Consider the following 18,286-nt stretch of genomic DNA (forward strand, 5'->3'; position numbering starts at 1 on the left):
CCGACTGCAGGTAGCGCCGGGCCGTGCCCGGCGTGCGCCCTGCTTCAGCCTGCGTGAAGGCGTCGCCCGCCATCGTGCGTGAAGGCCGTCGGATCGCAGCGCGTGAGACGGTCATGACGCAGTATCGATGCCCTGTCCCCTACCGTGGGAACAGCCGGCGCAGATGCTGCGCGGAACACATCACAGGCAGGAGACGGACGCATGAAGATCGAAGTTTGGCAGGGCGACATCACGACCCTGGCGGTGGATGCGATCGTCAACGCGGCCAATGAAACACTGCTCGGTGGCGGCGGTGTCGACGGTGCGATCCATCGTGCCGCGGGCCCTGCGCTGCTGGCCGAGTGCGAGCAACTGCCGGAGCTGCGCCCGGGCGTGCGTTGCCCGACCGGCGAAGTGCGCGCCACCGACGCTTATGCATTGCCGGCGCAGCATGTACTGCACACGGTGGGCCCGGTCTGGCACGACGGCCAGCGCGACGAACCGGCATTGCTGGCCAACTGCTACTGGAAATCGCTGCAGCTGGCCGAGTCGCTGGGCGTGCAGTCGATCGCGTTCCCGGCGATCAGCTGCGGTGTGTATGGCTATCCGCTGTACCAGGCCGCGCAGATCGCAGTGACGGAAACACTGGCGTGGCAGCGCAGCCATGCACAGCCGATGCGCATCGTGCTGGTGGCGTTCAACACTGCCACGGCAAAGGCCTACCAGCAGGCATTGAGCGCTGCGGGACAAAGCACGGACAACGAACCGCGCGGGTCGGTGCTGCCGCCGCTGGGCGATGCAGGCTTCGCCGCTGCGCACTGAACCGCAGCGCTGCTGGTAAAAGAAAAGGCCGGGCATTGCCCGGCCTTTTCCGTTGCATCGTTGTCGTCATCCACGCGCGGCGTGGATCACGCTCAACGGCTGGCAGCTTCCACCGCAGCAGCGGCGTCATCGGCCACAGCAGCGGCAGCATCGGCCGCGGCACGTGCCGCCGAGGCCGCAGCACCGTCGGCGCTGGCACCCTCGACCTGCACGCGCACTTCCACCATGCCCGCACCGTTGTTCAGGCTGGACACGTCCACGGTGTAGTGACCGGCCGGCAGGGTCTCTTCCAGGCGCGAATTGGTACCGCTGCCACCGTCATCATCGGTCAGCTCGACGTCGCCGCCGACCACGCGCAGCACGGTATCGACCTGGCTGGAAACCGCATCCAGGCGCACGTCGGCCGGGCGATCCAGGGTCAGCAGGAAGCGGCGGCGGCCGTCGTTGTCGAGCATCGTGTACACGCTGCCCGACTTCGGCAGCGCTGTGCCATCGCGTTCCACCAGATTGCCGGGCAGTTCGATGCGGTTGGCCGACAGGGTGAACATGCCGCTGACGCCGTCGCCCAGACCGCGTGCAGTCAGGGTGTACTTGCCCGGCTTCAGTGACAGGGTCAGGCGCGAGTTGGTGCTGTCCCCGCCATCGTCATTTTCGGCGTCCACGCCCTGGCCCGACAGCTTCAGCACCGGATCGAAGACATCCGACACCAGGCGGATCTCGTACAGGCCGGCCTTGTCCACCTGCAGGGTGTAGTCCTGGGAACCACCGGCCAGCATGTCGACGATCTCGCCGCTGCCCGCCAGCGGCTTGCCGTCGTACGGCACCAGCTTCTCGGCGCGCAGGCGGTACGGACCGTAATCGGTCGAGCCGTTGGCGTTGACCGCTACCTGGTAGGTGCCGCCACCGTTGGCACGGAAGGCCAGCGAGACGTCGCCCTCGCGCTCGTAGCCGGTGTTGCTGCTGGCCACCAGGCTGCCGTTGTTGAACACGGCGATCGAGCCGCTCAGCGAGCCGGTCAGCTTCAGCCCAACCAGCTGCTTGTCTTCCAGCTTGATCTGGTAGAGCTGGTGATGGCTGCCGTCGTTGTAGTTGATGCCGCTGCGCGAGGTGATCTCGCCGGACACCGGCTTGTCGAAATCGAGCGACGCGGCCTTGCCTGCGTCACCACCGCCGCCGAGACGGTTGCAACCGCCGGCGACCAGGACCGTGGCGACGGCCAGTGTGATTGCTGCCAAACGCATGTTGTTTCTCCTTGGCCTTCCATGTGGTTCCCACGCACCGGCCGGGCGCGTGGGGGCGGAAACGATACCCGCAAAAGCAAACGCCGGCGTGATGCCGGCGTTGCCCTGTTCATCCAGCGATGGGACGGATCAACCGTTCCACTTGCCCAGCGCGGCCAGGCCGTTGTCCTTGGCGCGCTCGTACACGGTCTTCTGGGCAGCAGCGTAGTTGCCCTTCATGTCCTTGGCCCACAGCTTCAGCGCGGCCTGCTGCATGGCGCGGCCGTAGGAGAAGCTCAGCGGCCACGGCAGGTTGCCCAGCTGGTTCATCGCGTTCAGGTGCTCGGTGGACTGCTCGTCGCTCTGGCCACCGGACAGGAACACCACGCCCGGCAGGATGGCCGGCACGGTGCTCTTCAGGCACATCACGGTCGACTCGGCCACTTCCTCGACGTCGGCCTGCTCATCGCAGCCCTTGCCGGAGATGACCATCGAGGCCTTCAGGATGGTGCCTTCCAGCAGCACGTTCTGCTGGTACAGGGCGTCGAACAGCGAACGCAGGGTGGCTTCGGTGACTTCGTAGCAGGTCTCGATGTCGTGGTCGCCGTCCATGATCACTTCCGGCTCGACCATCGGCACCAGGCCACATTCCTGGCACAGCGCGGCATAGCGGGCCAGCGCGTGGGCGTTGGACTCGATGCAGGTGCCCGACGGAATGCTTTCGCCGATGTTGATCACCGCCCGCCACTTGGCGAAGCGCGCACCCAGCTTGTAGTACTCCTGCAGGCGCTCGCGCAGGCCGTCCAGGCCTTCGGTCACCAGCTCGCCCGGGCAGCCGGCCAGCGGGTGCGCACCCTTGTCCACCTTGATGCCCGGAATCATGCCGTGGTCGGCCATGTACTTGGCGAACGGCACGCCGTCCTTGGTCGACTGACGGATGGTTTCGTCAAACAGGATGGCGCCGGAAATGTGCTCGTTGAGCTTCGGCGTGGTCAGCAGCAGTTCGCGGTAGGCACGACGGTTCTCCTCGGTGTTCTCGATACCGACGCCAGCGAAACGCTTGGCGATGGTAGCGGTGGATTCGTCGATCGCGATGATGCCCTTGCCCGGGGCAACCATGGCCTGGGCGGTTTCAGCCAGCTGTTCGATGCTCATGTACTTCCTGTGGCGGGTGCGGGAAAAACGTAAGTATAGCCCCGCCGCCCGTTGCGCCGACGTGCAGGCCAGTCTGGAAACGATTCCAATGTCCGCACCGGACAGGCGATGTCCTGTTGCGCCGGGTCAGAGCCCCTTTGCGGATCTGACCCTGGGTCGGATCCGCACGGCGGCTCCGACCCGGGGCCGACGGGGTTTACAGATCGCCCAGGCCGCTGGCGCGGCCGTCTTCACCCACTTCCAGCAGGCGCAGGGTGTTGGTCGCGCCCAGGGTTTCCATGTGCTCACCGCTGGTGAACACGACGCGGTCACCGGCCTGCAGCAGTTCGGCTTCCACCAGCAGGCGGATGCTGCCGCGCGCGGCTTCGCGCGGGGTCAGGCCACGGCTGTCGAAGTTGATCGGGAACACATCGCGCATCAGGGCCATCTGGCGGCGCGCGCCGTCGTGGCGGGTGACTGCGAACACCGGCGCCTTGGCGCGGAAGCGCGACAGGTAGCGGGCGGTGCCACCGGATTCGGTCATCGCCACGATCGCACGCACGCCCACGTGCTGCGACAGGAACATGGTGGCCATGGCAATCGCCTGGTCGGCACGTTCCAGATTACGCGGCGAGGCGTTGAAGTCGGTCTCGGTCTGGAACTGGCGCTCGGCACCCAGGCAGATACGCGCCATCGCTTCCACCGCCTTGACCGGGTACGCACCGGCAGCGGTTTCAGCCGACAGCATCACCGCGTCGGTACCGTCGATGACCGAGTTGGCCACGTCCAGCACTTCGGCACGGGTCGGGATCGGGCTTTCGACCATCGACTGCAGCATCTGCGTGGCGGTGATCACCACCTTGTTCTGCGCCAGCGAGGCCTTGATGATCTTCTTCTGCAGGCCCGGCAGCTCGGCATCGCCGATTTCCACGCCGAGGTCGCCGCGGGCCACCATCACCACGTCGCTGGCCTCGACGATCTCTTCCAGGTTCTCGATCGCTTCGGTGCGCTCGATCTTCGACACCAGCGCAGCATCGCAGCCATGCGAGCGGGCGATGTCACGGGCGTCGTTCATGTCCTGCGCGTTGCGGCAGAACGACACGGCGATGAAGTCGACACCGATCCTGGCGACGATGCCGATCAGCTCCTTGTCGCGCTCGGTCAGTGCGCCCAGCGAGAGGCCACCGCCCTGCTTGTTCAGGCCCTTGCGATCAGACAGCGCGCCGTCATTGAGCACGGTGTTGATGATGCGCTCGCCCTGCACTTCGACCACCTGCAGCTGCATCAGGCCATCATCGAGCAGCAGGACATCGCCCGGGCCGACGTCCTGCGGCAGGCCGAGGTAGCTGACGCCCACCTGGGTCGCATCGCCGGGGCCGGCGTTGGCGCTGGCGATCAGGTCGAAGCGGTCACCCGCCTTGAGCTGCACCTTGCCTTCGGCGAAGCGTTCGATGCGGATCTTCGGGCCCGGCAGGTCAGCCAGGATGCCCACTTCCACGCCCACGCGGGCCGCAGCAGCACGCACTTCGGCGGCACGCTTGGCCTGGCCGGAGGGATCGCCGTGGCTGAAGTTGAGGCGCACCACGTTGACGCCGGCGCGGAACAGATCCTCCAGCACGCCCGGCGGATCAGTGGCCGGACCGAGGGTGGCAAGGATCTTGGTGCGACGCTGACGCTCGAACATGGTGAATGGGCCTCTCCCGATAAAGAACGGAAATTAGCACATCCTTCACGCCGCATGTATACGGTTACAGCCTTGTGCTGCCTGACTTCGCGGGTCATGGAACGGACATCGGCCGGACATACGCTGGCGCAGGCAGTTCTGTAGAGCCGAGCCCATGCTCGGCTGGGCATAGGCCGAAGCAGCCGAGCATGGGCTCGGCTCTACAGGAGCCTAGGCCAACAGCGTCGTCAGCTGTGCTGGCTCGCGTGCCAGCTGGCCGGCACCGGCTTCGGTGAGTTCGGCCTCACCGCCGAAACCCCACAGCACGCCGACACTGCGCAGGCCGTGGTGGTGTGCGCCTTCGATGTCCATGCGGCGGTCGCCGATCATCCAGCACCGCGCGGGCTGCACCTGCAGGCGGCGCAATGCCTCACCCACCAGTTCCGGCTTGTGGCTGCGCGAACCGTCCAGGGTCGAACCGACGATCTCCTCGAACAGCCCGCCGAACGGCAGGTGGGCGAGGATGCGGCGTGCATGTGGCTCGTTCTTGGCCGTGACCACCGCCAGGCGGTGGCCACGACCGTGCAGCGTGCGCAGGGTGTCTTCCACCTGCGGGTACACCGTATGCTCGCGCCAGCCCTCGGCATCGAAGCGCTCACGGTAGTAGCCCACCGCCTGTTCCACCCGCGCCGGTTCAACGAACAGCGGCGCGAAGGTGGTCCGCAGCGACGGACCGATCCAGCCCAGCAGCGTCTCCTGCGGCGGCACCGGATGGTCCATCTTCTGCAGCGCGTAAGCGATACAGGCGGTGATGCCCACCTGCGAATCGATCAGCGTGCCGTCCAGGTCGAAGAACAGCACATCCTTGCCGCGCTCGGTACTCATGCGCCGCGCGCGTCGAGTGCGGCCACCGCCGGCAGGGTCTTGCCTTCCAGGAACTCCAGGAACGCACCGCCGCCGGTGGAGATGTAGCTGACCTGCTGGGCGATATCGAACTTGTCGACCGCGGCCAGGGTGTCGCCGCCACCGGCGATGGAGAATGCCGGCGAGCTGGCGATGGCGCGGGCCAGCGCTTCGGTGCCCTTGCTGAAGGCTTCGAACTCGAACACGCCGACCGGGCCGTTCCAGACCACGGTGCCGGCCTTTTCGATCAGCTGCGCGTACTGCGCAGCGGTCTGCGGGCCGATGTCCAGGATCAGATCGTCTTCGGCAACCGCGTCGACCGCCTTCACTTCGGCAACCGCGTCCGGCATGAACTGCTTGGCGGTGACCACGTCCACCGGCAGCGGAATGTCGGCGCCACGCGCCTTGGCATCGGCCACGATCTTCTTGGCGGTATCCAGCAGGTCCGGCTCGTACAGCGACTTGCCGACGTTGTAGCCGGCGGCAGCAATGAAGGTATTGGCGATGCCACCACCGACGATCAGCTGATCGACCTTGCCGACCAGGTTGGCCAGCAGTTCCAGCTTGGTGCTGACCTTGCTGCCGGCGACGATGGCCAGCAGCGGCTTGGCCGGTGCATCCAGCGCCTGCGCCAGCGCGTCCAGTTCGGCCATCAGCAGCGGGCCACCGGCAGCCACCGGGGCGAAGCGGATGACACCGTGGGTGGAGGCCTGCGCACGGTGCGCGGTGCCGAAGGCATCCATCACGAACACATCGCACAGCGCCGCGTACTTCTTCGACAGGGCTTCATCGTCCTTGCCCTCGCCGACGTTCATGCGGCAGTTTTCCAGCAGCACCAGCTGGCCCGGCTGCACGTCGACGCCGTCGACCCAGTCGCGCACCAGCGGAACCTCGCGGCCGAGCAGCTCGGACAGGCGCTGGGCGACCGGCGCCAGCGACTCGGCTTCGCTCCACACGCCTTCCTTCGGGCGCCCCAGGTGCGAGGTGACCATCACCGCCGCGCCCTGCTCCAGCGCGCGCTTGAGCGTCGGCAGCGAAGCGGTGATGCGCTGTTCGGAAGTGATGCGGCCATTCTCGATCGGCACGTTCAGATCCTGGCGGATCAGCACGCGCTTGCCGGAGAGGTCGAGGTCGGTCATGCGGACGATGGACATGGGCAACTCTTTGGCTCAGGGACGGGATGCCGGGTACGGCAGACGGCCATTGTATCGGGTGCGGGTGGTGGGAGGGTCGATGCCTGCGGCAGGCAGAGGCGCACAGCAACAGCCAAAGCGCTGGCGCTTCGTGGTGCTGTGAGTGGGCCGGGGTGGTGTGGGCTGGCAGGGGACGCCGTAAACCCGTCCTTGGGGGCTTGGCCGCGGCATCCATGCCGCGGACACCCCTGCCAGCCCACACCGCCCCGGCCTCGACAGGTTCACGAGGTGGAGCGGATGGCAAAAGGCAAGAGCGGTTTCTGATGTCGGACGGAGAAGGAACGTAGAGCCGAGCCCATGCTCGGCTGGAGATTTCGCGGAGAGCAGCCGAGCGTGGGCTCGGCTCTACAAGAAGCTTCCAGCGAAGCTGCTTTGCTCTTGCTCTTCTTCTTTCTCTTCCGTGGGTGGAAGCAACCGGAAATTGTCAGAGGTCGGGCGGGGTGGGTTCGCGGGGGTGTCAGCCGCATGGATGCGGCTGCCAAGCCTACAAGGACGTACTTGCGGCGTCCCCCGCGAACCCACCCCGCCCGGCCAAGCGCGGCTTTTGCTTTTGCTTTGCACGCCCCCCCACCCACGAGGGGCTGCGCCGTTCGCCGGAACCTACGCCGAAGGCGCCGGCTTCTGCCGAAGCAGACTGACCGCCAGGCCGCCCACTACCAGCACACCCAGACCCAGCAACGCCCACAGCAACCACGACTTCCAATCGTGCTGCGGTTTCAGCGCCGCGTCGCCGGCCAGCGGCTCCGGGCTGCCTTCCAGTCGTGCCAGCGTCGGCTGCCACGACGGGTCGTTGCGCAAGCGCAGTTCCTCGATCAGCACGCCAATCGGCGCCTCCGTGCGGCGCGCGGTCGAGCTGCCCACCGCCAATGCGTAGGGCGCCGCGCCCTGGCTCAGGAATACCAGTACTTCGGGCTGGTAACCCAGGCGCAGAGTCGGTGCGGTGGCCGTTTCGGCGGGGTTCGCCACCAGCTTCCAATAACGATCCCGATGCACGCCGCCCAGCGGCTGCGCGGCCGATTGCTGCCGTTGGCCCTGCGCGCCCTGCTGCAGCTGATAGGCAATCCACGGCGCACTGCGGCGCTGCCATTCCGCGCTCTGGTCATCGCGGCTGAACAATGTCCACTGCACCAGGCTGTTGTCGGTGCTGGCCACGTCGGCACGTGCCGCCGGGAAGCGGCCATCCATCTCGAAGGTGTATTCGCCCTTGCCCTTCGAGGTCGGTTCCAGCGACAACCATTCCCACGGCAGCGTCGCCGGTGCCGGCGGCAGCTCGGCCAGCACGCTGCGCAGCGTCGGCAGACGCGCATCGCCTTGCGCCAGCACGCGCAGATAGCGCGCTTCACCATCCACCTGCAGGCGGCGCTGCAGCAGGCGCTTGCCGGCGCGCTGCAGATCCACCAGCGGAATGTCGCGGCCAATCGCACGCCAGTGCTGCAGGTCGTCGCTGACGTCCAGCTGCACCTGAGCCTGCAACGGCTGGCCACTGTCAGCCCAATCCAGCACCAGCGCCGCCAGCGGCTGCTGGCCCAGCACACTGGCGTCGATCAGCCAGCCACCCTGCCCGCTCGCCGCCGCACCACCACTCACGCGGGCTTCCACGCGACGCACACGGCCATCGGTATCGCGCTCGGTCAGCAACTGCAGGTCGTTGCGCTGGGCTTCGGCCAGTGGCGGCAACGCGAACCACGGCAGCTCACGCTGCACCGGCGGCTGTGCCAGCGGCTGATCCGGCGCCAGCAAGGCCGACGGCAACGATTGGCCGGCGGCATTGAACACCTGCACATCGCCCAGGTCCGCACTGCCGGCGCGACGGTAGATCGCCGGTTCCAGCACAACACGGTAGGCACCCGATTGTGCGCTGGACAACGTAAGCGGCCACTGTTCGGCGTACTGGGTACGGTAATCGGCGGCCTGTGCGGTGACGGCGGCCAGCATGCCGAACATCGCCGGCAGCAGCGCCCTGCTCCACGTCTTCATTGTTTTTCCTCCACGGTCGGCGCCGCGCTCGGCGGTGCAGGTGCCAGATAACCCACGACCGTGCACAGCAGGCCGTAGGCGATGAACGATGCAATGCCCAGCAGGTTGCCCAGGTGCTGGCGATCAACAATGACCAGTTTGGCCAGTACCACACCCATCAGCACGGCACCGACCATCCACAACACGCGCTGGCCGCGGCGCGAACCCCATACCCAGGCGATCACGCCGAGCACGCTCCACAGCACGGTCAGGCTGGTCTGCGCCAGGCTGGAACGCATCATCGACGAACTCCACGACAGGCCGCCCCACTGATGCACGCCGTGCAGCACCAGGCTGGTCAGCGCAACGAAGGTGGCCAATGCCAACAGCGGCAGCCGGATCTTCACCAGTGCCTGCGGCGCCTGCCCGCTGTACAGCCAGCGCGCCAGCAGCGCCAGGCTCAACCACTGCCCCAGCTCGGCCGGGTTCAACACCGGCAGCCACAGCAGCGGCGCTGCGTCCCCCGGCAGCAACTGGCCGAACAGCCAGCCTGCGGACAGCAGGCCGAACAGCACGCACTGCAACGGCAGGCGCACGCTGTCGAAGGCAGCCCCCAACGGCCAGCGCAGTGCATTCCAGCGCCACAACGACAGCGCCGCCATCAGCAGCCACGGCAGCGTGAACAACAGCAGCGTCCAGCCCTGTGCCAGCCCGGCCTCGCCGCCGCCCCACAGGGCCAGCAACGAAAGCAGCGACGGCCACAGCAGCCACCACAGGAACTGCGCGATGCGTGCCACGGTGTTGCCGCCCTGACGCAGGCACAGCAACGTACGTACGCCCAGCGCCGCGAACACCGCCCAGGCCAGTGCGCCATAGCCGGCGAACGGCTGCTGGTGCGCATCGCTCTGCATCAGCGCCAGCGGGAAGCCCAGGGCCAGCATCGCCAGGGCGGTTACGCCCAGCGCGCGTGCCGGCTGGCGGCGCTGCATTTCAGCCGCCAGCCAGGCCGTGGCCGCGACCAGCACCAGCAACGCATCGGCCTGCGTGCGCTGCGGGAAGAAGCGGAAGATCTCGTGCACCAGACCGCCCAGCCACCACAGCAGGCCCCACAGGTAGTAGACCAGTGCGATCTCATGGCGCTCCCTGCGCTGGTAACTCCACGCCGACGCGAAGCCGGCAATGGCCAGCAGCAACGCGCCGATGGCGGTCGGGTTGAGCAGGAAGCGTGCGTCTTCGAGCCAGTGGTCGGCGCCGGCCACAAAGGCGAACGCAGCACCGATCTGCAGCAACGCGCCGGACACCTGCGGCAGCCAGCGTTTCTGGCGCAGGCCCAGCCAGGCCAGGCCCGCACCTTCCAGCGCGAACACCGCGCCGGTGGCACGCGCAGACAATGCCAGCGGCACCGCCAGCGTGGCGAAGCCCACCGCCAGCACCGCATGCGACTGCGCCAGCACGGTGTAAGACGCGCGCGCGATCAGTGCCCGCGCCAGTACGGCGTAGATCGCCGCCAGGCCCAGCGCGCACAGCGCCAGCGTCATCGGCTGCTCGTGCAGCATGCCCGCCTGCATCGAGAAGGCGACCAAGGGCGTGCCGAACACCAGGCTGCCGTCGACCAGGTCACGTCGCCCGGCGGGCTGCCGGCGCGCGTACAGCAGCGGGATCAACAGGTAGAAGGCGAAGAACAGCAGCAGGAACGGCTCGGTGCTGCTGAACTTGTCCGGCGCGTACTGCAACACGCCCCAGAACGTACCGATGCCGAAGGTAAAAGCGAAGCCAAGCAGGTTCAGCGCACGCCACGGACGGAACCAGGCGATGGCGAAGATGCCAGCGTTGAGCACCGCGTAGTAGCTGAACAGCCCCACGTGGTTGCCACTGCCGGTGGACAGCCACAGCGGTGCCATGAAGCCGGCGAGGATGCCCAGCACCGCCAACGTGCGCGAGTTCTGCACCACCGCCAGCACGCACAGGCCGGCCACCAGCGCGATCGAACTGGCGAAGGCAAACCCGGGGTTGAGCATCTCGAACCGTTTGAATGCGGCGAAGATGGTCAGCAGCAACACGCCAATGGCACCGCCCTGCAGCGCCAGTGCGAACAGGCGCCGGCGCTCGCGCTGGTGCCAGCCGAACGCCAACAGGCCCAGCGCCCCCACGGTGACACCGGCCAGGCGCAGCTCGATCGGCAGCACCAGCCAGCCCTGGTCGCTGACGTACTTCAACAGCGCGGCAACACCGGCCAGCAGCACCAGCATGCCAATCTTGACCGGCACGTTGCCCTCGGTGAACCAGCGCTTGACCGCTCCGATGCCGCGCTCGATGAAGTTGGGCAGCGCCGGTTCGGAAGGCAACGGCGGCTGCAACGGCGCGTGTGGCACCGGCGGTGGTGCGACCGGGCGCGGCACCTCCGTTGCTGCAGGCACCACTTCGCGCACCGGCGGCGGCGTTGGCTGGGACGGAGGCGGTGCGGCAGCCGCCACCGGCCGCAGGAACGGCGGATCGGCGCCGGCCGCAGGCATGGGCGCAGCCCGTTCTGGCGCAGGCTCGGCTGCAACCGGCCGGACGGCCGGCGCGGCGGCCAAGGCACCTTCCAGCGCGGCCACACGGCGGCGCAGGCCGGCAATCATCACCAGCGCCACCACCAGCAGCAGCGGGATGGCCAGCAGGACCAGTACCACCAGGGCGATCAATGCTTCCATTGCATGCTTCCATTGCAATCCCGCGCCCCAGCGGCAGCGGTCGACCGGCCCATGCTACGACAGGGCTGGCCCCATAAACGACGAACCCCGGCCAGGCCGGGGTCCGCGTGCGATCTTCGCCGGCCTTACTTGGCGGCGACGACCTTGGCCATTTCCAGGCACTTGTTCGAGTAGCCCCACTCGTTGTCGTACCAGGTGACCAGCTTGACGAAGGTGCCGTCCAGGGCGATGCCGGCCTCGGCGTCGAACACCGAGGTGCAGGTCTCGCCGCGGAAATCGGTGGCCACCACCTTGTCTTCGGTGTAGCCGAGGATGCCCTTCAGCGGGCCTTCGCTCTGTGCCTTCACTTCGGCGCAGATCTCGGCGTAGGTGGCTTCCTTTTCCAGCTCGACGGTCAGGTCGACCACCGACACGTCCGAGGTCGGGACACGGAAGCTCATGCCGGTCAGCTTCTTGTTCAGTTCCGGAATGACCACGCCGACAGCCTTGGCCGCACCGGTGGACGACGGAATGATGTTTTCCAGGATGCCACGGCCACCGCGCCAGTCCTTGTTGGACGGGCCATCGACGGTCTTCTGGGTGGCAGTAGCCGCATGCACGGTGGTCATCAGGCCACGCTTGATGCCCCACTTGTCATTGATGACCTTGGCCAGCGGGGCCAGGCAGTTGGTGGTGCACGAAGCATTGGAGACGATCGCCTGGCCGGCGTAGGTCTTGTCGTTCACGCCGTAGACGAACATCGGCGTATCGTCCTTCGACGGGGCCGACATGATGACCTTCCTGGCGCCGGCATCGATGTGCTTCTGCGCGGTTTCCTTGGTCAGGAACAGGCCGGTGGACTCGATCACCACGTCCACGTCCACTTCGTTCCACTTCAGGTTGGCCGGGTCGCGTTCCTGGGTCAGGCGGATCTTCTTGCCGTTGACCAGCAGGTCGTTGCCCTGCACCGCCACGTCGGCCTTGAAACGACCGTGCACGGAGTCGTACTTGAGCATGTACGCCAGATAGTCCGGCTCCAGCAGATCGTTGATGGCCACGATTTCGATGTCGTCGCCGAAGTTCAGCACCGCCGAGCGCAGGACGTTACGCCCGATGCGACCGAAACCGTTGATACCAACCTTGATTGCCATGTTCTCAAGCTCCTGCGGCCGCGACGGGTGCGGCGGGATGGATAGGGCCCACAAGTCTAGCAAACCGGGGCTGGCCACCGCGGGCCAGCCCCGGCGGGCAGCGGGCCGGCAGACAGGATTTGATCCGGATCAAAGCGTTAGCGCGATGTGAGGCCGAAACTGGTCACATCCACCCAGCAACGAGATCACCCCCATGCGCAAGACCTCCCCCCTGATCGTGGCCAGCCTGGCCGCCGCCCTGTCGCTCGCCGCCGCCCCGGCCATGGCCCAGTCCAAGGGCGACTGGACCCTTTCCGCCGGCGTGCACCAGGTGGCGCCGAAGTCGAACAATGGCTGGCTGGCCAACCACACCCTGAAGGTCGACGTCGACAACGACGTCAAGCCGACCATCACCGGTGAGTACTTCATCGCCGACAACCTGGGCATCGAAGTGCTGGCCGCGCTGCCGTTCAAGCACGACATCAACATCAATGGCCTGGGCCGCGTGGGCAGCACCAAGCAGCTGCCGCCGGTGGTGACCGTGCAGTACCACTTCAACAGCAAGGGCAAGGTGTCGCCGTTCATCGGTGCGGGCGTGAACTACACGACCTTCTTCAGCGAAGACACCACCGGTGCGCTGAAGGACAGCCGCCTGAAGCTGCAGGATTCGTGGGGCCTGGCCGCGCATGCGGGCGTGGACTTCGCGATCGGCGAGAAGGGCGCGCTGCGCGTGGACATGCGCTGGATCGACATCGACAGCAAGGTGAAGTTGAACGGCGAGAAGATCGGCACGGTCAACATCGATCCGCTGGTCTATGGCGCTTCGTACGTCTTCAAGTTCTAAAGCGGTGTGTTGAGCGCGGGGGCTTCGCCCCCGCTCCCCCGCCGCACGCAAAACCCTCGCAGCATGTTGCCCCGGTGATTGCCGGGGCTTTTTTGTGCCTGGGACTGAAGCGGTTCCGGAGCTGGGGCAAGGCGGGGAGCGGAGCCGGGACACGCCGTAAACCCATTCCTCTGCGCTCCCACTTCGGAACAGGAACGCGCCGCTCTTCAATCCACCTACCCCGCTAGAATGTGCGCATGAAAGCCCTGCACTCCCTGTTCCTCGCCGCCGCCCTGGCGCCGGCCCTGCTGTCCGTCTCCGCCCCCGCACAGGCCTGGGGCGCGCAAGGCCACCGCCTTGTCGCCGAAGTCGCCGACGCCCGCCTCAACCCCACCGCCCGCGCCGAAGTGGACCGCCTGCTGGCCACCGAACCGGACGCCACGCTGGCCAGCATCGCGCCGTGGGCCGACCAGCTGCGCGCCAAGGACCCGGGCCTGGGCCGCCGCTCGGCCGGCTGGCACTACGTCAACATCGCCGAAGACAACTGCCACTACGAAGCACCGAAGCACTGCAAAAACGGCAACTGCATCGTCGAGGCCCTGAAGGCACAGAGCGCCATCCTCGGCGATCGCAGCCTGACCGACGGCGAGCGCCTGCAGGCGCTGAAGTTCGTGGTGCATCTGGTCGGCGACATCCACCAGCCGATGCACGCCGGTTACGCCCACGACAAGGGCGGCAACGATTTCCAGCTGCAGTTCGGCAACCGCGGTACCAACCTGCACTCGCTGTGGGACAGTGGCATGCTCAACACCCGCAAGCTGGACGACGCCGGCTACCTGCCGGTGCTGCAGAGCCAGCGCGCACCGAAGCTCGCGCGCCAGTCCAACCCGCAGCGCGACCCGCAGACGTGGGCCGAAGCCAGCTGCCGCATCTCCATGCAAGCTGGCGTTTATCCGGCCACGCGTAAAATCGGTGACGAATACACCGAGCGCTACCGGCCGCTGGCCGAAGCGCAGCTGCGACTGGCCGGTGAGAACCTGGCGCAGTTGCTGAACCGCGTGCTCGGCACGCGCTGAGGAGAGTTCCGATGTCGGTCCAGGTGCAGTCGTTCTTCCACCGTGACAGCAACACCTTCAGCTACCTGGTCAGCGACGTGGCCAGCGGCGAGGCGGCGCTGATCGACCCGGTCCTGGACTACGACCCGGATACCGACGCCAGCAGTGAAGCGCCGTTGCATGCCGCGTTGCAGGCCATCGAACAACAGGGCCTGCAGCTGCGCTGGCTGCTGGAAACCCATGCCCACGCCGACCATGTGTCGGCCGGGCGCCGGCTCAAGCAACGGTTCCCGCAGGCCACGCTGGCCATCGGTGAAGGCATCCGCGCGGTGCAGGCCACGTTCGCACCGCGCTATGGCCTGCAGCTTCCCGCGGCCGATGAGATCTTCGACCACCTGTTCAGCGATGGCGAGACCTTTGCTTTGGGTGAACTGCGCTGCCAGGTGATCGCCGTGCCCGGCCACACCAGCGACAGCATCGCCTATCTGATCGACAATGCGCTGTTCACCGGCGACTCGCTGTTCATGCCCGACGGCGGCACTGCCCGCTGCGACTTCCCGGGCGGCGATGCCGCGCAGTTGTACCGCTCGATCCAGCGCCTGCTGGCCCTGCCCGATGCGACGCGCGTGTTTGTCTGCCACGACTACGGCCCCGGTGGCCGCGGGTTCGCCAACGAAACCACCATCGGCCAACAGCGCGCGCACAACATCCACGTGCACGACGGCGTGGCCGAGGCAGAGTTCGTCAGCGTGCGCCAGGCCCGCGATGCGACGCTGGAAGAACCGAAGCTGATGCAGCCCGCAGTGAAGGCCAACATCCAGGGCGGGGCCTGATCCACGCCGCTGCGCCCGCCGGGCATGGCCCGGCGCTACCCCGGTCATCGCGAGCGATCATTTTCCCTGCGTGCGCACCACGTGCTGGCCCTTCACGATCTCGAAGGTAAAGGCATATTGCAGGGTGACGGCCACCGGCTCGACACGCTCGGCGCCCCGGCAGTCACCGCGATTGGCAGGCACCTTGCCGGCCGCGAAGTGGCAGACCGCTGCGGACGAGTACTTCCACATCGCCACGGCTTCCTGCGCTGCCTGCAGCAGGGGCGCATTCTCGCCCGCAGCACCTGCCACGCACTCCGGGCGATCGGTCAATGGCAGGCTGCGCTCGACGTCGCCGTTGGCATCAACCACCACCTGCAGGCAGATGGTGGTCGGCGCCAGTTCCGCGCGCGGGTCGCGATCACCGACCTCCGGGTCCGGTGCCGCGTACAGTTGCGGCATCCGGTAGCCCTCGGTCGCACCCAGCGAATACACCTGCAGCTGCCCACTGCCGCCGCCCGTCTGCGGCTGCAGGCGCTGGTGACCGACATTCTCGCTGCGGGTATCGACGGTGGTCAGGCGATCCTGGGTTGCACACCCCACCAGCAGCGCCGCCATCATCAACAGCGGCGCGGACTTCACTTCGCGTCCTCGGTGTCATCCATGGCGTAGGTGATCGGAATGCGTACGGCACCGGCCACCGGCTTGCCGTTCTTCACCGCGGGACGATAGGTCCAGCTGCGCGCGGCGGCGACGGAGACGGCGTCGAACACACCCGGGTTGGTCGCACTGAGCACCTGCACATCGGTCAGATGGCCCTGGGCATCCACCTCGATGCGCAGATTGACCACGCCTACCTGGCGTTGCTCGAAGGCGGACTTCGGATAGGACGGCGGCGGCATCTTGTCCACCTGGATCGGCCGGTCCAACCCCGCATTGGCCGCATCGTCCTGCGCATGTTCGAACGGCTCGACACCGATCCGGGTGCCACCGGCCGCACCGCCCTGGCTGGCCCATGCCACCGCCCCCATGCCCACACACAACCCGACCACCAGCACCTGCCCGGACACCCACGGCAATGCCTTCCGCTTGGACTGCTTCAACATGGCGATACGCTCCTTCAACACGGGTTGGCTGCGCCAATGGCAGACCGCGGGCGCAACCGGGTGGACCAGCTGCGCCTTCAGCAGCGTGCTGGCATAGAGGCCGCGCAGCGCAGGCTGCGGACCGATGGTGCGGGCATCGCAGGCCAATTCCTGATCGCGCAGGAAGCGGCGTGCCGCCCATGGCAGCAGCGGGTGGAACCAGAACACCGCGCGCGCCAGCAGCAGCGCGCCGTTGGCCCAGTGATCGCCATGGCGGCGATGGCTGCGCTCGTGCTGCAGGATCAGCCCCTGTTCCTGTGCGCTGAACTGCTGGTCGAATGCCGGACCGACCACGATGCGCGGCCGCCACAGGCCCACCAGGGCCGGCAGGCCGGGGTCGCCGCTGGCCTGCCAGCTGCCATCGGCGCGCGGCTTCAGTGGGCCCATCCGCCGTTCAAAACGACGCTGTGCGCGCAGGTCGCGCAGCAGGCACAGGCCCGTGCCCAATGCCCACAGCACCAGCAACAGCCCGGCCCATGGCAACGACGGCCCGTTCAGGGCATCGATGGCACCGGGCATCACTTTCAGCGGCAGCGTGGGCACCTGCTGCAACAACGCAACCTGCGGCAACGGCAGCATCAGTGCCACCAGCAGCATCGGCAGCAGCCACCAACTGCGGTAGGCCAGCCCCGCGCCGCCCATCCGCACCAGCAGCGGTCGCATTACTGCCAGCAGGACCGCGCCCACCGCCAGCCACAGGCTGGCCTGCCACAATCCGTCGAGCAGCTCAGTCATGGTCCAGCTCCTGGATCAGCTTCTTCAGTTCGGCGATGTCCTGCGCGCTCAACTGGCCGCGCTCGCTGAAGTGCGCGACCAGCGGCGCCACGCGCCCCTCGAAGACACGCCCGATGAAGTCCTGGCTCTGCGCCTCCACCCATGCCTGGCGCTGCAGCAGCGGCCGGTACAGGTAGCGCCGGCCATCGCGCTCGGCAGCGATCGCGCCCTTGGTCAGCAGGCGGTTGAGCAGGGTCTTGATGGTCGGCTCGGCCCAGTCGCGGTGGGCCAGCGCGGCCACCACTTCGTCGGCGCTACGCGGTGCCTGCTGCCACAGCACCTCCATCACAACGGCTTCGGCTTCGCTGATCGGGGTCATGGTTTACATCCGTAATCGACAGCCCGATTACGCGCGTAATCGAATCATCTGTCAAGCCCCTCGACTCCGGGTTCATCCCGGCTGCGCCAGCATCGATTCCTCCCGCCCCAGGCCCCGGATGAAAGCGCTGTCCAAGAAGGATTTCCCGGTCGAGCAGGCGCGCCGCTTCCTCGAACCCGGCCCAATCGTGCTGGTCAGTACCGCGTGGCAGGGCCAGCGCAACCTGATGACGATGGGCTGGCACATGGTGATGGGCTTTTCGCCGTCGTTGGTCGCCACCTACCTGTGGAATGAAAACCACAGCCATGCACTGGCCGTCAGTAGTGGCGAGTGCGTGATCAACGTACCCGGCGTGGAGCTGCTCGATACCGTGGTCGACATCGGCAACTGCAGCGGCCGCGAGGTCGACAAGTTCGCGCGTTTCGGGCTGGATGCAGTACCTGCGCGCGAGGTTGGCGCGCCGCTGGTCGGACAATGCCATTCGTGCTTCGAATGCCGTCTTTACGACGACAGCCAGGCGCAATCGAGCAACCTGTTCATCTGGGAAATCGTGCGCGCCCACGTCGCGCCCCGGCCGAAGCTGCCGCGCACGGTGCATTACCGCGGCGATGGGCAGTTCATGGTGTCCGGCGCGGAAGTCTCGCGTCGACGGCGGTTCAAGCCCGACATGCTGTAATGCCAGCACT

Annotated in this window: 16 protein-coding genes; 5 read left to right on the top strand and 11 right to left on the bottom strand. The window is 67.1% G+C overall.

Going from position 1 to position 18,286, the window contains the following annotated elements:
- The first annotated feature begins 201 nt into the window (after positions 1-201).
- Complete coding sequence (locus AC5P6E_RS00620; protein WP_010481443.1) at positions 202-801, top strand: O-acetyl-ADP-ribose deacetylase; 600 nt, start codon at positions 202-204, stop codon at positions 799-801.
- Positions 802-893: 92 nt separating this feature from the next.
- Here AC5P6E_RS00620 and AC5P6E_RS00625 read toward each other — a convergent pair whose 3' ends face one another.
- The 8 genes from AC5P6E_RS00625 to gap form a co-directional block, all read right to left on the bottom strand.
- The gene (locus AC5P6E_RS00625) at positions 894-2,042 is read right to left on the bottom strand and encodes a hypothetical protein (RefSeq protein WP_019338731.1); all 1,149 of its coding nucleotides are present in this window, start codon (positions 2,040-2,042) and stop codon (positions 894-896) included.
- Positions 2,043-2,171: 129 nt separating this feature from the next.
- Positions 2,172-3,176 (bottom strand): class I fructose-bisphosphate aldolase, encoded by a 1,005-nt coding sequence (locus AC5P6E_RS00630; protein ID WP_010481439.1) that lies wholly within the window; start codon positions 3,174-3,176, stop codon positions 2,172-2,174.
- A 196-nt stretch (positions 3,177-3,372) separates the two neighbouring features.
- The gene (gene pyk, locus AC5P6E_RS00635; protein ID WP_010481436.1) at positions 3,373-4,839 is read right to left on the bottom strand and encodes a pyruvate kinase; all 1,467 of its coding nucleotides are present in this window, start codon (positions 4,837-4,839) and stop codon (positions 3,373-3,375) included.
- A 210-nt stretch (positions 4,840-5,049) separates the two neighbouring features.
- Entirely contained in the window at positions 5,050-5,703 is a 654-nt protein-coding gene (locus AC5P6E_RS00640) for an HAD hydrolase-like protein (protein WP_019338732.1), read from the bottom strand.
- The gene (locus AC5P6E_RS00645) at positions 5,700-6,875 is read right to left on the bottom strand and encodes a phosphoglycerate kinase (protein ID WP_010481432.1); all 1,176 of its coding nucleotides are present in this window, start codon (positions 6,873-6,875) and stop codon (positions 5,700-5,702) included. The genes AC5P6E_RS00640 and AC5P6E_RS00645 overlap by 4 nt, the downstream gene beginning before the upstream one ends.
- A gap of 639 nt (positions 6,876-7,514) precedes the next feature.
- Positions 7,515-8,891, bottom strand: coding sequence for a DUF3999 domain-containing protein (locus AC5P6E_RS00650; protein ID WP_010484085.1), 1,377 nt, complete (start codon positions 8,889-8,891; stop codon positions 7,515-7,517).
- On the bottom strand, positions 8,888-11,563 hold the full coding sequence (locus AC5P6E_RS00655) for a DUF2339 domain-containing protein (RefSeq protein ID WP_329835447.1): 2,676 nt from the start codon (positions 11,561-11,563) through the stop codon (positions 8,888-8,890). The genes AC5P6E_RS00650 and AC5P6E_RS00655 overlap by 4 nt, the downstream gene beginning before the upstream one ends.
- A gap of 125 nt (positions 11,564-11,688) precedes the next feature.
- Positions 11,689-12,693, bottom strand: coding sequence for a type I glyceraldehyde-3-phosphate dehydrogenase (gene gap, locus AC5P6E_RS00660; RefSeq protein ID WP_010484083.1), 1,005 nt, complete (start codon positions 12,691-12,693; stop codon positions 11,689-11,691).
- Between the two features lie 193 nt (positions 12,694-12,886).
- On the opposite strand from gap, the gene AC5P6E_RS00665 reads away from it, so the two are divergent.
- From AC5P6E_RS00665 to AC5P6E_RS00675, 3 genes are all read left to right on the top strand, one after another.
- A complete protein-coding gene (locus AC5P6E_RS00665; protein WP_019338734.1) occupies positions 12,887-13,516 on the top strand; it encodes an OmpW/AlkL family protein in 630 nt (209 codons plus the stop codon).
- 236 nt (positions 13,517-13,752) lie between these two features.
- Positions 13,753-14,571 carry a S1/P1 nuclease gene (locus AC5P6E_RS00670; RefSeq protein ID WP_329835449.1) on the top strand — a complete coding sequence of 273 codons (819 nt, stop codon included), beginning with the start codon at positions 13,753-13,755 and terminating at the stop codon, positions 14,569-14,571.
- A gap of 11 nt (positions 14,572-14,582) precedes the next feature.
- Positions 14,583-15,383, top strand: coding sequence for an MBL fold metallo-hydrolase (locus AC5P6E_RS00675; RefSeq protein WP_019338736.1), 801 nt, complete (start codon positions 14,583-14,585; stop codon positions 15,381-15,383).
- 57 nt (positions 15,384-15,440) lie between these two features.
- Here AC5P6E_RS00675 and AC5P6E_RS00680 read toward each other — a convergent pair whose 3' ends face one another.
- From AC5P6E_RS00680 to AC5P6E_RS00690, 3 genes are read right to left on the bottom strand one after another with little or no spacing between them, the layout of a single operon-like run.
- Positions 15,441-16,004 (bottom strand): hypothetical protein, encoded by a 564-nt coding sequence (locus AC5P6E_RS00680; protein WP_019338737.1) that lies wholly within the window; start codon positions 16,002-16,004, stop codon positions 15,441-15,443.
- Complete coding sequence (locus AC5P6E_RS00685; protein WP_329835450.1) at positions 16,001-17,242, bottom strand: M56 family metallopeptidase; 1,242 nt, start codon at positions 17,240-17,242, stop codon at positions 16,001-16,003. Before AC5P6E_RS00685 ends, AC5P6E_RS00680 begins: the two co-directional genes overlap by 4 nt.
- Positions 17,235-17,600 (bottom strand): BlaI/MecI/CopY family transcriptional regulator, encoded by a 366-nt coding sequence (locus tag AC5P6E_RS00690; protein WP_012481135.1) that lies wholly within the window; start codon positions 17,598-17,600, stop codon positions 17,235-17,237. The genes AC5P6E_RS00685 and AC5P6E_RS00690 overlap by 8 nt, the downstream gene beginning before the upstream one ends.
- 118 nt (positions 17,601-17,718) lie before the next feature.
- Here AC5P6E_RS00690 and AC5P6E_RS00695 point away from each other — a divergent pair, with 118 nt between their 5' ends.
- Positions 17,719-18,276 (top strand): flavin reductase, encoded by a 558-nt coding sequence (locus tag AC5P6E_RS00695; RefSeq protein WP_019338739.1) that lies wholly within the window; start codon positions 17,719-17,721, stop codon positions 18,274-18,276.
- Positions 18,277-18,286: the final 10 nt, after the last annotated feature.

Source organism: Stenotrophomonas sp. YJH_SMC_16 (assembly GCF_059367875.1).

What these genes read in the sequence shown, in the direction of transcription:
- AC5P6E_RS00665 (WP_019338734.1), top strand. Translation starts at nt 12,887, where the DNA reads ATGCGCAAGACCTCCCCCCTGATCGTGGCCAGCCTGGCCGCCGCCCTG.
- AC5P6E_RS00675 (WP_019338736.1), top strand. Translation starts at nt 14,583, where the DNA reads ATGTCGGTCCAGGTGCAGTCGTTCTTCCACCGTGACAGCAACACCTTC.
- gap (WP_010484083.1), bottom strand. Translation starts at nt 12,693, where the DNA reads ATGGCAATCAAGGTTGGTATCAACGGTTTCGGTCGCATCGGGCGTAAC.
- AC5P6E_RS00655 (WP_329835447.1), bottom strand. Translation starts at nt 11,563, where the DNA reads ATGGAAGCATTGATCGCCCTGGTGGTACTGGTCCTGCTGGCCATCCCG.
- AC5P6E_RS00645 (WP_010481432.1), bottom strand. Translation starts at nt 6,875, where the DNA reads ATGTCCATCGTCCGCATGACCGACCTCGACCTCTCCGGCAAGCGCGTG.
- AC5P6E_RS00670 (WP_329835449.1), top strand. Translation starts at nt 13,753, where the DNA reads ATGAAAGCCCTGCACTCCCTGTTCCTCGCCGCCGCCCTGGCGCCGGCC.
- AC5P6E_RS00650 (WP_010484085.1), bottom strand. Translation starts at nt 8,891, where the DNA reads ATGAAGACGTGGAGCAGGGCGCTGCTGCCGGCGATGTTCGGCATGCTG.
- AC5P6E_RS00640 (WP_019338732.1), bottom strand. Translation starts at nt 5,703, where the DNA reads ATGAGTACCGAGCGCGGCAAGGATGTGCTGTTCTTCGACCTGGACGGC.
- AC5P6E_RS00625 (WP_019338731.1), bottom strand. Translation starts at nt 2,042, where the DNA reads ATGCGTTTGGCAGCAATCACACTGGCCGTCGCCACGGTCCTGGTCGCC.
- AC5P6E_RS00685 (WP_329835450.1), bottom strand. Translation starts at nt 17,242, where the DNA reads ATGACTGAGCTGCTCGACGGATTGTGGCAGGCCAGCCTGTGGCTGGCG.
- pyk (WP_010481436.1), bottom strand. Translation starts at nt 4,839, where the DNA reads ATGTTCGAGCGTCAGCGTCGCACCAAGATCCTTGCCACCCTCGGTCCG.
- AC5P6E_RS00690 (WP_012481135.1), bottom strand. Translation starts at nt 17,600, where the DNA reads ATGACCCCGATCAGCGAAGCCGAAGCCGTTGTGATGGAGGTGCTGTGG.
- AC5P6E_RS00620 (WP_010481443.1), top strand. Translation starts at nt 202, where the DNA reads ATGAAGATCGAAGTTTGGCAGGGCGACATCACGACCCTGGCGGTGGAT.
- AC5P6E_RS00630 (WP_010481439.1), bottom strand. Translation starts at nt 3,176, where the DNA reads ATGAGCATCGAACAGCTGGCTGAAACCGCCCAGGCCATGGTTGCCCCG.
- AC5P6E_RS00695 (WP_019338739.1), top strand. Translation starts at nt 17,719, where the DNA reads ATGAAAGCGCTGTCCAAGAAGGATTTCCCGGTCGAGCAGGCGCGCCGC.